Here is a 13509-nt window from a genome sequence, read left to right as displayed (position 1 = left end):
CGGGAAAGCGGGAACGGGGTCCGGGTCGAAGCCCCGGCTACGGCTGCTGCGGGTACGGCGGCTCGGGGTCCCGGGGCCCGAACAGCGCGGTCAGCCCGAGATGCACCAGCACCCCGGCCAGCGGCCACGCCAGCAACGCCCCCTTCGCCGACAGCTTCAGCGGCGCCGAGAACGTCACCCCCTTGCCCACGGCCTGCGCATGCGCGAGCACGTCGGACCCGGGACCCAGCCAGACCCCCAGCCGCCACGCCACCAGCGACCCCAGCAGTCCGCCGAGGCCCAGTCCCACGACGAGCGGCACACCCCCGCGCCGCCGCCACAGCACCACCGCGACCGCGCTGACCAGCCCGAAGGCCAGGCCCAGCAGGGTGAACGTCCCGTCCACCCCGATCGCCTGCTCCCCCTCGGAGTCCTTCAGGTAGACGACCCAGTTCCGGTCGATCTCGTCGCCCACCAGCGGCACGTGCGGCGCCAGCCACCACCACAGCAGCCCGAGCAGCAGCCCGCCGACCGCCGACGCCACCGTGATCACGGCGCCCTCCAGCACTTCCGTCCGCATGCCGGGACCGTCCTGGCCGTACTCACCCCCGGCAAACGCCCCGGCGGACGGCGAGGCCGGCCGGACCTGGTGCGGGGAGTCGTCGTGCGGTGGCGGCGAGGGAGTCAACGGTGCGGTCACCCTGCCATCGTGCCAGGTCGTCCTGTGCGCCGCGTCACCGGACGGCGGCCCTGCGGTAGGCCCAGGTCGCCACGGCCAGCGACACCACTCCGACACCCGCGCACACCCCCAGGTCAGCGAGGACGACGGCCCAGTCCGGGTGGGCCCCGAAGGTCCGCGCGTAGGCCTCCACGCCGTAGGTCGAGGGCAGCAGATCACGGGCCAGCCGTACGGCCTCCGGCATCCGGTCGGCCGGCAGCACACCCAGCAGCAGCGCCGCCGACATGCCCAGCTGCCCGAGCAGCGTGGCCAGCTCCGGCCGGGGCGCGAGCAGCCCGCAGGCGGCGCCGAGCCCGGCCAGCGCGGCCCCGGCGAGCGGGATCACGGCCACCAGGATCCACAGGTTGGACAGCGGCAGCCCGAACAGCGCACAGCCGAAGAGGGCGGTCACCAGGGTCCCCGGCACGGTGAAGGAGGCGTAGGCCGCCGCCGCTCCCAGCACCACGGCCGCCGGCGGCACCGGCAGCGTGGCGTAGTGATCGAGTCCGCCGCTGGCCCGCAGCTGCCCGAAGTACTGCGAGAGCAGGTTCAGCGCCACGTACGCGACGACGAGCACGGACGACCCGGCCACCACGGACTGGGCCTCGGGGCCGCTGTCGACGACACCGCGCATCATCACGGCGATGCCGACGGACTGGAAGGTCGCCACGAACAGCAGCGGGATGCGCGCCACCCGGGCCCGGGACAGCTGCGCCCGGTAGACGGCCGCCAGCGACGGCCACAGCCGCGCGGGCGGGCCGAGCTCGGCCGCGCGGGGCGCCGGCTCCGGTACGGCCCGGGCGCCGCCCGGCAGGACCTCGGCGGGTACGACACTCACGACGAGCTGCTCCTCTTCCCTACGGCAGTCGCGCAGACCCATACGCATTCCGCGGCCCGCTCGCTCACGCTCTCACCAGGCCCTGCCGCGCTTCGCCGCCCAGCGCCAGGTAGACGTCCTCCAGGCTGGGCGTGGCGAGCGTGAAGTCGTCCAGGGCGGCGAAGGCGGCCCCGCCGGTCACGGTGGCCACGACGGCGCGGGCCTCCTCGGGCGCGAGCCGGAGCGTCCAGCGCCGGCCGGACACCACGGCCCGTGCGCGCAGGACGGCCACCTCGGGCACCTCCAGGGGCGCCCGCTCCCGCCACACCAGCTCCACCCGCACCTCGCCGGCGACCTGTGCCTTGAGCCCGGCGGGGCTGTCGCAGGCGATGACCCGGCCCTGGTCGAGGACGGCGACCCGGTCCAGGACCGTCTCGGCCTCGATGACGTTGTGGGTGACCAGCACCACGGTCGTACCGTGCTCGGCCCGCCGCCGGTCCACGGCCGCCCAGACGGCCCGCCGGGCCACCGGGTCCATGCCGGTGGTCGGCTCGTCCAGCACCAGCAGGTCCCGGCGCCCGACGAGGGCGGCGGCGAAGCAGGCGAGCCGCCGCTGCCCGCCGGACAGCTTCTTCAGCGCCCGCCCGGCGATCGGGGTGAGCCCCAGCTCCTCCAGTACGGCGTCCCGCTCGGCCCGCGCCCGCCGGGCGTCCAGGCCGCGCAGGCGTCCGGTGGTCTCGGCGGCGAGGGAGACGGTCAGCTCGTCCAGGGCCGTGGACTCCTGGCCCAGGTAGGCGAGGATCCGGGCGGCCCGCTCGGGGTGCTTCACGATGTCGTGGCCGAGGATCTCGACGCTGCCCGTGTCCGGCCGCAGCAACCCGGTCAGCTGCCGTACGAGGGTGGACTTGCCGGCGCCGTTCGGGCCGAGCAGCCCGAAGACCTCCCCGCGCCGCACGTCCAGCTCCACCCCGTCGGTGGCCCGGACCTCCGGGGTGCCGGGCGTGCCCCGCCGGCCTTTCACGGCCGGGTAGGTCTTGCCGAGCCCGCGCACGCGTACGACGACGTCGTCGTACCGAAGTGCCTGTGCCGCGCGCGTCATCACAAGGGACGAGCCTACGGGGTCGGGGGCCCTTGCTCGCCTTCGGGGGCGGCCACCGGGACTCAGTCGGCGGTCGGCGCGTGCGGTTCGGCGGTCGCCGGGACGTCGAACTCCCGCCAGAAGCCCGCCCGAATGGCGTAACGGTCGTGCTCGTCGATCTGGTCGTCCTTGTGTGCGAGCAGCCCGAACCGTGCCGCGTACCGCAGCAGCTCCCCGTCGATCCGGTGCGGGACGCGCGGATACATCTGCGACAGCCGCTGCAGATGGCCCTGGTCGCCGAGCCGGGACATCCAGCGGCGGGCGAAGACCTGCCCCACCTCGTACGGGTCGCCGCCGACGGTGGTGATGTCCTCCTCCCGGTCCGCCCAGCGCTGTTCGGCGGTGGTGAGCTGGGCCAGCGTCGGCATGGAGGCCACCTCCGGCGGCTCGGAGACCGCGCCCGGCCGGTCGACCCAGCCCTTGTCGGAGGACCAGCGCAGGGTCGCGGTCGCCGGGTGCTGCACGGGCGGGGCACCGGGTGCGCGCAGGGCGGCCAGGTCCTTGGGGGTGGGGACGCCCTTGGGGGCGGGGACCCGCTCCGCGGCGCCGTTCTCCGCCGCCGGGGCGGCCGGCGGGTGCGCGGGCTGCTCGGCGGGCCGCTCGGGCGACGTGGTGGGCGCGGACTCCGGCAGCGGCGCGGAGAGGATCGCGGCGATCTCGGGGCGGGGCGCGGGCGGCGGGGCGCAGACGCCGGTCAGCTCCTTGGCGCGGACGGCCTGGGTGATCCAGGCGCGGTCGAGCACGCGCCGCTCGTCGGCCTCGGCGACCAGGTCCTCGGACTGGTTGTAGTCGCCGTCGGCGGCCTGGACGGCCCACAGGTGGACGGCGACGCCGTGCTCCTTGGCGGCCATCATGCCGGGCAGCAGATCGCCGTCGCCGGTGACGAGGACGACGTCGGAGCAGGCGCGGTTGCGGGCCAGCTCGGTCAGCTCGGCGTGCATGGCGGCGTCGACGCCCTTCTGGGCCCAGCGTCCGTCGCTGCGGGTGAGGGCGCCCAGCCGGACGGTGACCCGGGGCATCACGCGCAACCGGCGGTGCTCCGGCTGGGGGACCCGGTCGGGGGCGCCGTCGAACCAGTAGATGCGCAGCAGCGGGCGCTCGGTGTCGGACTCCGCGCGATCCCGCAGTGCCTGGATCAGCGCGGCGTGGTCGACGGTGATCCGGGATCGCGAGGGCTCACCGGCGAGGAGGCTGGCGGCGGCACCCAGCAGATACCCGGCGTCCACCAGGACGATGCAGCGGTCCACGCGACTCACCCTCTTCCCGGGAGGTTTTGCTTCGGACTTCCTTCGAGTCTGCCCGACCGCGCGGGGGTTAACGGCCCGAACTCGATCTTCGGCGTGGCGTTTCCGGTTCCCGTCCGCCCAGCCGCCCTGTCACACACGGTAATTATCCGAAATGCGCCTGTTGTCAGCGTATGTGAATCTGGTCCCGGCCCTGGCCCCTAGATCCCCCACAGGAGGCATCACCATGGCCAAGAACAAGAACCGTAAGCAGGCCGGCCCGCAGAACCGCGCTCAGCAGCCGGAGCACGCACAGCGTCCTTCGGCCGAGGAGCACGAGCCGCAGATGGCGCACGTCCCGGGCAGCCCTTCGGACGGTGCTCGCGGCAAGAAGCAGAAGAGCTTCGGCCACAACTAAAGGGCAGTTGAAGCCCAGGCACACGCAAGGGGCGCACCCGTCTCGGGTGCGCCCCTTCATGCCGTGGCGGGCTCAGCCGGCCAGGCAGGACGGGCCGAGCAGCACCTTCAGGTCGCCGAACAGGGCGGGGTCGGGCTTGACCCGGTGCCGGTCCAGGCGCAGCACGGTGGTCTTGCGCGGGCCCTGGAGCCTGATCCGGACCTCGCTGTCGCCCTTGTGGTGGCTGAGGATCTCGCCGAGGCGGCTGACCATCGGCGGAGTCACCTTCACCGCGGGGATGGTGAGGATCACGGGGGCGTTGGTGCCCGCGTTGGAGAGGTCCGGGACCATCAGCTCCATGGCGACGAGGCGGGGCACGTCCTCCCGCTTGTCGAGCCGGCCCTTGACGAACACCACGGCGTCCTCGACGAGTTGGGTCGACACCAGCTGGTAGGTCGCGGGGAAGAACATGCACTCGATGGAGCCCGCGAGGTCCTCCACGGTGGCGATCGCCCAGGCGTTGCCCTGCTTGGTCATCTTGCGCTGGAGGCCGGAGATGATGCCGCCGATGGTGACCACCGCGCCGTCGGCGTGCTCGCCGCCGGTGAGCTGGGCGATGCCCGCGTCGGCCTTGTCGGACAGCACGTGCTCCAGGCCGAAGAGCGGGTGGTCGGAGACGTACAGACCGAGCATCTCCCGCTCCTGGGCGAGCAGATAGGTCTTGTCCCACTCCTCGTCGGTGAACTGCACGTCGAGCCCGAAGCCGGGCTCGTCGCTCTGTTCCTCCCCCATGCCGCCGAAGAGGTCGAACTGGCCCTCGGCCTCCTTGCGCTTGACCGCGACCACGTTGTCGATCATCGGCTCGTACTGCGCGGTGAGCCCCTTGCGGGTGTGGCCCATGGTGTCGAAGGCGCCGGCCTTGATCAGCGACTCCGTGGTGCGCTTGTTGCACGCGACCGCCTCGACCTTGTCGAGGTAGTCGGGGAAGGAGGTGTACTTGCCCTTCGCCTTGCGGCTCTTGATGATCGACTCCACCACGTTGGTACCGACGTTGCGCACCGCTTCGAGGCCGAAGAGGATCACGTCGTCGCCCTGGGCGGCGAAGTTGTGCACCGACTCGTTGACGTTCGGCGGGAGCACCTTGATGCCCATGCGGCGGCACTCGTTGAGGTAGATCGCCGACTTGTCCTTGTCGTCCTTGACCGAGGTCAGGAGCGCGGCCATGTACTCGGCGGGGTAGTTCGCCTTGAGATACGCGGTCCAGTACGAGACCAGGCCGTACGCGGCGGAGTGGGCCTTGTTGAAGGCGTAGCCGGCGAACGGGACCAGCACGTCCCACAGGGCCTGGATCGCCTCGTCGCTGTAGCCCTTCTTCCGGGCGCCTTCCTGGAAGAGGACGAAGTTCTTCGCCAGTTCCTCGGGCTTCTTCTTGCCCATCACGCGGCGGAGGATGTCGGCCTCGCCGAGCGAGTAGCCCGCGATGATCTGGGCGGCCTTCTGCACCTGCTCCTGGTAGACGATCAGGCCGTAGGTGACGGCCAGGACCTCTTCGAGGGGCTCCTCCAGCTCCTTGTGGATCGGGGTGATCTCCTGGAGCTTGTTCTTGCGCAGCGCGTAGTTGGTGTGCGAGTCCATGCCCATCGGGCCCGGCCGGTACAGGGCCGACACGGCGGAGATGTCTTCGAAGTTGTCGGGCTTCATCAGACGCAGCAGCGAGCGCATGGGGCCGCCGTCGAACTGGAAGACGCCGAGGGTGTCGCCGCGCTGGAGCAGTTCGAAGGTCGTCGGATCGTCGAGCGGGAGGCTCAGCAGATCGATGTCGACGTCCTTGTTGGACTTCACCATCTTGACGGCGTCGTCCATGATCGTGAGGTTGCGCAGGCCCAGGAAGTCCATCTTCAGCAGGCCGAGCGACTCGCAGCTCGGGTAGTCCCACTGCGTGATGGTCACGCCGTCGGTGTGCCGGACCCAGACGGGGACGTGCTCGGTGATGGTCTCGCTGGACATGATCACGCCGGCGGCGTGCACGCCCATCTGCCGGACCAGGCCCTCGACGCCCTTGGCGGTGTCGATGACCTTCTTCACGTCCGGCTCGTTCTCGTACATCCCGCGGATCTCGCCCGCCTCGCCGTAGCGCGGGTGCGAGGGGTCGGTGATGCCGTTCAGGTCGATGCCCTTGCCGAGGACGTCGGCGGGCATCGCCTTGGTGAGCCGGTCGCCCATGGCGTACGGGTAGCCCAGCACGCGCGCGGAGTCCTTGATCGCGTTCTTGGCCTTGATCTTGCCGTAGGTGCCGATCATGGCGACCTTGTCGGCGCCGTACTTCTCCGTCACGTACCGGATGACCTCGACGCGCCGGCGCTCGTCGAAGTCGATGTCGACGTCGGGCATGGAGACGCGCTCGGGGTTGAGGAAGCGCTCGAAGATCAGGCCGTGCGGGATCGGGTCGAGGTCGGTGATGCCCATGGCGTAGGCGACGATCGACCCGGCCGCGGAGCCTCGGCCGGGGCCTACCGCGATGCCGTTGTTCTTGGCCCACATGATGAAGTCGGCGACGACGAGGAAGTAGCCCGGGAACCCCATCTGGATGATGACGTCCATCTCGTACTCGGCCTGCTTCTGGCGGTCGTCGGGGACGCCGCCGGGGAAGCGGCGCTCCATGCCGCGGCGGACCTCCTCCTTGAACCAGGTCACCTCGGTGTAACCGTCGGGGATGTCGAACTTCGGCATGAGGTTCTTCGCCTCGAACATGCCGGTGGTGTCGACCATCTCGGCCACCAGGAGCGTGTTGGCGCAGCCCTCCTGCCAGGCGTCCGAGGAGTCGATGGCGTACATCTCGTCCGTGGACTTCAGGTAGTAGCCGGTGCCGTCGAACTTGAAGCGGTCCGGGTCGGAGAGGTTCTTGCCGGTCTGGATGCAGAGCAGGGCGTCGTGGGCGCCGGCCTCGTGCGCGTACGTGTAGTGCGAGTCGTTGGTGACCAGCGGCGGGATGCCGAGCTTCCGGCCGATCTCCAGCAGGCCGTCGCGGACCCGGCTCTCGATCTCGATGCCGTGGTCCATCAGCTCCAGGAAGTACTTGTCCTTGCCGAAGATGTCCTGGTACTCGGAGGCGGCCTTCAGGGCCTCGTCGAAGTGGCCGAGGCGCAGCCGGGTCTGCACCTCGCCGGAGGGGCAGCCGGTGGAGGCGACGATGCCCTCGGACCACTGGGCGATGGTCTCCTTGTCCATCCGGGGCCACTTCTGCAGCCAGCCCTCGGCGTAGGCGTCGGAGGAGAGGCGGAAGAGGTTGTGCAGGCCGGTCCTGTTCACGGCCCACATCGTCTTGTGGGTGTAACCGCCGGAGCCGGAGATGTCGTCCCGCTTCTGGTGCGGCTGGCCCCAGAGGATCTTGCGCTTGTTCCGCCGGGACTCGGGGGCGACATACGCCTCGATCCCGATGATCGGGGTGATTCCGGCCTTCTTCGCGGAGTGGAAGAAGTCGTACGCGCCGTGGAGGTTGCCGTGGTCGGACATGGCGATGTGCGACATGCCCATCTCGTTGCAGGCCTCGAACATGTCCTTGAGCCGCGCGGCACCGTCCAGCAGCGAGTACTGGGTGTGGACGTGCAGGTGCGTGAAGGGCGGCTTCGACACGGTTTCGGCCTCCAAGGAAAACGGGCGTCGACGATCTTCCGACCGGCTGTGGACCGATTGCGGACGGTCTGGGGGACAGCGTCGAAGTCTATGCCCCGGCACTGACACTCGCGGGCGCCGGACGCGTACCTTCATCCGGGAACCGGGCACTCCCGCGCGGCGTCGCCCGTTGAAGACGGCGGAAGCGCTGTCGTACCCATTCACGCACATTCACGCACCACCCGTCCCGCACCAGGAGGCACCCCGCGATGTCGGTCCCCCAGCTCAACGACGAGCAGCGCGACGAGGAGATCCTCGCCGTCTTCGACACCGCCTTCGGCCGGCTCCTGGCCGCCGACCCGGCCGCGTTCCGGGTCAAGTTCCGCAAGATGGCGGCCTCCGCGTTCGCGTTCTACCGGGGCACGGCGTGCCTCTTCTACCACGACCTCGACGCCGAGAAGCGCGGCGGCCCGTACCTGGACGACCGCACCTCGCGCGTGTGGATCCACGGCGACCTGCACGCCGAGAACTTCGGCACGTACATGGACTCCAACGGCCGCCTGGTCTTCAACGTCAACGACTTCGACGAGGCCTACGTCGGCCCCTTCACGTGGGACCTCAAGCGCTTCGCGGCCTCCGTCGCGCTGATCGGGTACGCGAAGGCGCTCAGCGACGAGCAGATCACCGAGCTGGTGACGGTGTACGCCGCCGCCTACCGCGAGCGCGTCCACGCCCTGGCCACGGGCGCCAAGCGGGACGAGGTGCCGCCGTTCACGCTGGACACCGCGCAGGGTCCGCTGCTGGACGCGCTGCGTGACGCCCGCTCCATGACCCGCTTCGGGCTGCTGGAGTCGATGACGGAGATCCGCGACTTCGAGCGCCGCTTCGCACCGGGCGGCGGCTCCATCGAGCTGGACGCGGCCACCCGCTACAAGGTCCTCGCGGCCTTCGACGGCTACCTGGAGACGCTCCCGGACTCCTCCCTGGCCCGCCCGGACTCCTACCGGGTGAAGGACGTCGTGGGCCGCCGGGGCATCGGCATCGGCTCGGCGGGCCTGCCGTCGTACAACATCCTTCTGGAGGGCCACAGCGACGCCCTGGAGAACGATGTCGTGATCTACATCAAGCAGGCCCAGACCCCGGCGGTCTCCCGGCACATCACGGATCCGGCCATCGCGGAGTACTTCCAGCACGAGGGCCACCGCACGGTGATCTCCCAGCGCGCCCTGCAGGCGCACGCCGACCCGTGGCTGGGCTGGACCGAGCTGGACGGCGCGGGCCAGCTGGTCGCCGAGGTCTCGCCGTACGCCGTGGATCTGGACTGGGGCGACATCGACGACCCCGAGGAGATCGCCGCGGTCGTCGCCGACCTGGGCCGGGCCACCGCCACCATGCACGCGGCGGCGGACGACACCTCCGGCGAGTCCCTGGTGCCGTTCTCCACCGAGCGGGCCATCGACGCGGCGCTCGCCGCCGACGAGGAGGGCTTCGCGTCCCTGCTGGTGGACTTCGCGCACGGCTACGGCGCACGCGCGCGTGCGGACCACCAGATCTTCCTCGACCTGTTCCGCAACGGCCGGATCCCGGGGCTGTAGACCCCGCCGGTTCACAGGCACCCTTTAGGGGTCCCTTACCCGCGTACGTGACAGACTCTGCTCTCGCTATGGACATATCCGGGACTCCGCTCAGAGCCGTGCGCGCGGCGCTGTTCACGGCCTTCGTCGTGACGCTCAGCACCGCGTCGCACGTGCTGCTGTCCCGTGCCCCGCTGCCGGCGGCGACCGTGGGCGCCGTCGCCGCCGGGGTGTTCCTGACCGCGTACGCGCTGGCGGGCCGCGAGCGCGGCTTCGGCCGGATCGCGGCCCTGCTGGTCCCGCTGGAGCTGGCCGCCGACACGGTGTTCACCACCGGCCAGCACACCTGTTACGGCCGGGCGGGCGGCCCGGTCGCCGGACCGCTGCGCGCGGTCGGCCTGGACGTGCTGTGCGAGGGGCAGGTGGGCACCCCGCTGGCCCAGGTGACCAGCGATCCCGGGCACACCGGGGCGCTGCTCGCCCACGCCAGCCCGGCCGCCGCCTGGCTGCTGCTCGCCGCGCACGTCGGGGTGGGCCTGCTCGCCGCCGCCTGGCTGCGCCGGGGCGAGCGGGCATTGGCCCAGCTGCTGAGCGCGGTCGCCGCCGCCACCTTCCGGCCGCTGCTGCTGATGGTGGCCGTGGTCGCCGTGCCGCCGCTGCCGGCCCGCCGGCTGCCCCGTCCGGCTCCGCGCCGCGCCGCCACCCGCGACCGGCTCCTCGCGCACTCCCTGGGACGGCGTGGACCGCCCTGCTCCGCTGCCGCCGTCCTCGGCTGAGCGACGACCGCTCCCGGGGGAGCGACCACCGCTCCCCCACGGTCGGCGGCACTGAGCACAAGCAGTCCCCCACACGTATCCGCGTACGACGTGTGCGCGTCCCATATGGAGAACACCACTATGAGCAAGCGGAACAGCCAGGCGGCGAAGACGGCGGCCCGGGAGCGGCTGCGCGAGGAGCGCGAGCGGCAGGCCAAGCGCGACAAGGTCAAGCGGCAGCTGGTCGTCGCCGGCTCGGTCGTGGCCGTGCTCGCCGCGGCCGGCGGAATCGGTTACGCCGTCGTCCAGATGAACAAGCCCGCCTACTGGGAGGCCGCGAAGGACCACAAGCTCGTCAAGCCGGCCAACACCTCGGGCAAGGACGGCACGACGATCGTCCTCGGCAAGAGCAGCGCCGAGAAGACCCTGGTCATGTACGAGGACCCGCGCTGCCCGGTCTGCGCGACGTTCGAGCAGGCGGTCGGCCCGACGGTCAAGAAGGACCTCGACGCCGGCAAGTTCAAGATCCAGTACGTCGGTGCCACCTTCCTCGACAACAGCCTGCCGGGCGAGGGCTCCAAAAACGCGCTCAGCGCCCTCGGTGCCGCGCTGAACGTCAGCCCCGAGGCGTTCTCGGAGTACAAGTCCGCGATGTACTCGGCGAAGTGGCACCCCGCGGAGACCGACGACAAGTTCAAGGACGACGCCTACCTCATCAAGATCGCCGACACGGTCCCCGCCCTGAAGGGCAACGCGGCGTTCCAGAAGGCCGTGAAGAACGGCACCTACGACCGGTGGGCGCTGGAGGAGTCCAAGATCTTCGACAAGGACGGCGTCAGGGGCACCCCGACCCTGAAGATGGACGGCAAGAACCTGACGGGCGCCGACGGCAAGAACGCGCCGATGTCCGTCGCGGAGTTCAACACCGCGCTGGAGGCGGCCCTCAAGGGCTGAAACCGACATCACGTCGAACGGCGGGCGAACTTTTGCGGGTTCGCCCGCCTTGACGCGTACCGATCAGTAACCTGATCGTCCGTGACCAGTCGATACAGATCAGCCGAGGCCTCCAACGGCCTCGTTCCGTCCTCGCCCCGCCGCCGTACGGTCGTCAAGGCCGCGGCGGCGACCGCTGTCCTGGCCGGCCCGCTGGCCGCCGCGCTGCCGGCCCGCGCCGCCACGGACACCCCCGCCTTCCTGCACGGTGTCGCCTCCGGCGACCCGCTGCCCGACGGTGTCCTGCTGTGGACCCGGGTGACCCCGACCCCGGAGTCGATACCCGGCTCCGGGGCCGGCCCGGACACCGAGGTCAGCTGGGTCGTCGCCCGGGACAAGGCGCTGACGAACGTCGTCGCCAAGGGCTCCACCACCGCCACGGCCGCCTCGGACCACACCGTGAAGGCCGACATCCGCGGCCTGGCGCCGGCCACGGACTACTGGTTCCGTTTCTCGGCCGGCGGTACCGACTCCCCGGTGGCGCGCACCCGTACCGCGCCGGCGGCGGACGCGGCCGTGTCCGGACTCCGGTTCGGCGTGGTCTCCTGCGCCAACTGGGAGGCGGGCTACTTCTCGGCCTACCGGCACCTCGCCGCCCGCAACGACCTCGACGCCTGGCTGCACCTCGGCGACTACATCTACGAGTACAAGTCCGGCGAATACGCGGCCCGGGGCAAGGTCGTCCGTCCGCACGCCCCCGCCAACGAGATCCTCACCCTCGCCGACTACCGGATCCGGCACGCCAAGTACAAGACGGACCCCGACCTCCAGGCGCTGCACCTGAAGGCGCCGGTCGTCGCGATCTGGGACGACCACGAGTTCGCCGACAACGCCTGGTCGGGCGGCGCGGTCAACCACACCGAGGGCGCCGAGGGCACCTGGGCGGCCCGTCAGGCCGCCGCCAAGCAGGCCTACTTCGAGTGGATGCCGGTCCGCCCGGCCGTCGCCGGCACCACCTACCGGCGCCTGCGCTTCGGCAAGCTCGCCGACCTGTCGCTGCTGGACCTGCGTTCGTTCCGCTCCCAGCAGGCGTCCACGGCGAGCGGTTCGGTGGACGACCCGGACCGCACGCTCACCGGGCGCGCCCAGCTGGACTGGCTGAAGGCCGGCCTGAGGGCCTCCGACACCAGGTGGCGGCTGGTGGGCAACTCGGTGATGATCTCGCCGTTCTCCTTCGGCTCCCTCTCCGCCGACCTGTTCAAGCCGCTCGCCAAGCTGCTCGGGCTGCCGCAGGAGGGCATCGCCGCCAACACCGACCAGTGGGACGGCTACACCGACGACCGCCGCGAACTGCTGGCCCACCTGCGCTCCAACGCCATCGGCAACACCGTCTTCCTGACCGGTGACATCCACATGGCGTGGGCCAACGACGTGCCGGTGGACGCGGGCACCTACCCGCTGTCGGCGTCGGCGGCCACCGAGTTCGTGGTGACCTCGGTGACCTCCGACAACCTGGACGACATCGTGAAGGTGCCCGAGGGCACCGTCTCCGCGATCGCCTCCCCGGTCATCCGGGCCGCCAACCGGCACGTCCACTGGGTGGACACCGACCGGCACGGCTACGGCATCCTGGACATCACCGCCGACCGGGCGCAGATGGACTACTACGTCCTGGCCGACCGCACCGACCCGCAGTCCGGCTCCAGCTGGGCGCGCTCGTACCGCACCCGCTCCGGCACGCAGAAGATCGAGCGGACCTACGACCCGGTCTAGGGGGTTTCGCCGCTAGAGGCTGTCGAGGAAGCCGAGCGCCACCCGCCAGGTGGCCTCGGCGGCCTCGGCGTCGTAGTCCGGCAGTTCGGGGTCGGTGTAGAGGTGCCCGGCCCCGGCGTACCGGTAGACCTCCACGTCGGCCCCGGCCCGGCCCATCTGCAGATACCAGGCGCCGAGCCAGTCGTCCGTCTCGAACGGGTCCGGCTCGGCCACGTGCAGCTGCACCGGCAGCTCGTCCACGTGCGCGGTGGGCGCGATGTCCGACGTGCCGTGCAGGAGCAGCAGCCCGCGTGCCTTGGCGTCGCCGAGGGCGAGGGTCTGGGCGACGGAGGCGCCGAGCGAGAACCCGGCGTACACCAGCCCCCGGTCGGAGTACGGCGCCGCCGCCAGCACGGCCCGCTTCAACAGCTCCTCCTTGCCGACGGCCTCCTTGAACTCCATGCCGTCCTCGACGGTGCCGAACGTGCGCCCCTCGAAGAGGTCCGGCGTCCACACCTCGTGGCCGGCGGCGCGCAGCCGGTCCGCGGCGTCGCGCACCGCGGCCGTGAGCCCGTAGGTCGAGTGAAAGAGCATGATGTTCATGAGGCCAT

General features: G+C 71.1%; 11 protein-coding genes. 5 read left to right on the top strand and 6 right to left on the bottom strand.

Annotated features, from left to right (window positions below; genetic code table 11):
- Positions 1-37: 37 nt before the first annotated feature.
- The 4 genes from FHS34_RS36055 to FHS34_RS36040 all read right to left on the bottom strand — a co-directional run bounded on the left by FHS34_RS36055 (position 38) and on the right by FHS34_RS36040 (position 3899).
- A complete protein-coding gene (locus FHS34_RS36055; protein ID WP_184973540.1) occupies positions 38-679 on the bottom strand; it encodes an AAA family ATPase in 642 nt (213 codons plus the stop codon).
- A gap of 34 nt (positions 680-713) precedes the next feature.
- The gene (locus FHS34_RS36050; protein WP_184973538.1) at positions 714-1535 is read right to left on the bottom strand and encodes an ABC transporter permease; all 822 of its coding nucleotides are present in this window, start codon (positions 1533-1535) and stop codon (positions 714-716) included.
- Positions 1536-1599: 64 nt separating this feature from the next.
- Positions 1600-2616, bottom strand: coding sequence for an ABC transporter ATP-binding protein (locus FHS34_RS36045; protein ID WP_184973535.1), 1017 nt, complete (start codon positions 2614-2616; stop codon positions 1600-1602).
- A gap of 59 nt (positions 2617-2675) precedes the next feature.
- Positions 2676-3899, bottom strand: coding sequence for an NYN domain-containing protein (locus FHS34_RS36040; protein ID WP_184973533.1), 1224 nt, complete (start codon positions 3897-3899; stop codon positions 2676-2678).
- Between the two features lie 223 nt (positions 3900-4122).
- On the opposite strand from FHS34_RS36040, the gene FHS34_RS36035 reads away from it, so the two are divergent.
- Entirely contained in the window at positions 4123-4293 is a 171-nt protein-coding gene (locus FHS34_RS36035; RefSeq protein WP_184973531.1) for a hypothetical protein, read from the top strand.
- Between the two features lie 72 nt (positions 4294-4365).
- On the opposite strand, the gene dnaE is transcribed toward FHS34_RS36035, so the two are convergent.
- Positions 4366-7905 carry a DNA polymerase III subunit alpha gene (gene dnaE, locus FHS34_RS36030; protein ID WP_184973528.1) on the bottom strand — a complete coding sequence of 1180 codons (3540 nt, stop codon included), beginning with the start codon at positions 7903-7905 and terminating at the stop codon, positions 4366-4368.
- A gap of 248 nt (positions 7906-8153) precedes the next feature.
- On the opposite strand from dnaE, the gene FHS34_RS36025 reads away from it, so the two are divergent.
- The 4 genes from FHS34_RS36025 to FHS34_RS36010 all read left to right on the top strand — a co-directional run bounded on the left by FHS34_RS36025 (position 8154) and on the right by FHS34_RS36010 (position 12919).
- On the top strand, positions 8154-9479 hold the full coding sequence (locus FHS34_RS36025) for a DUF2252 domain-containing protein (protein ID WP_184973526.1): 1326 nt from the start codon (positions 8154-8156) through the stop codon (positions 9477-9479).
- A gap of 68 nt (positions 9480-9547) precedes the next feature.
- Positions 9548-10234, top strand: a complete 687-nt coding sequence (locus tag FHS34_RS36020; RefSeq protein WP_184973524.1) for a hypothetical protein — start codon at positions 9548-9550, stop codon at positions 10232-10234.
- Between the two features lie 120 nt (positions 10235-10354).
- The gene (locus FHS34_RS36015; protein ID WP_184973522.1) at positions 10355-11167 is read left to right on the top strand and encodes a DsbA family protein; all 813 of its coding nucleotides are present in this window, start codon (positions 10355-10357) and stop codon (positions 11165-11167) included.
- An 81-nt stretch (positions 11168-11248) separates the two neighbouring features.
- Positions 11249-12919: an alkaline phosphatase D family protein gene (locus tag FHS34_RS36010; protein ID WP_184973519.1), complete on the top strand. Its 1671-nt coding sequence runs from the start codon at positions 11249-11251 to the stop codon at positions 12917-12919.
- 12 nt (positions 12920-12931) lie between these two features.
- Here FHS34_RS36010 and FHS34_RS36005 read toward each other — a convergent pair whose 3' ends face one another.
- Positions 12932-13501, bottom strand: a complete 570-nt coding sequence (locus FHS34_RS36005) for a dienelactone hydrolase family protein (protein ID WP_184973517.1) — start codon at positions 13499-13501, stop codon at positions 12932-12934.
- Between the last annotated feature and the right edge of the window lie 8 nt (positions 13502-13509).

The sequence above is a fragment of the Streptomyces echinatus genome, assembly GCF_014203595.1.
In the GTDB taxonomy this organism is placed as follows: domain Bacteria; phylum Actinomycetota; class Actinomycetes; order Streptomycetales; family Streptomycetaceae; genus Streptomyces; species Streptomyces echinatus.
This window is presented reverse-complemented; position numbering and strand designations above follow the sequence as displayed.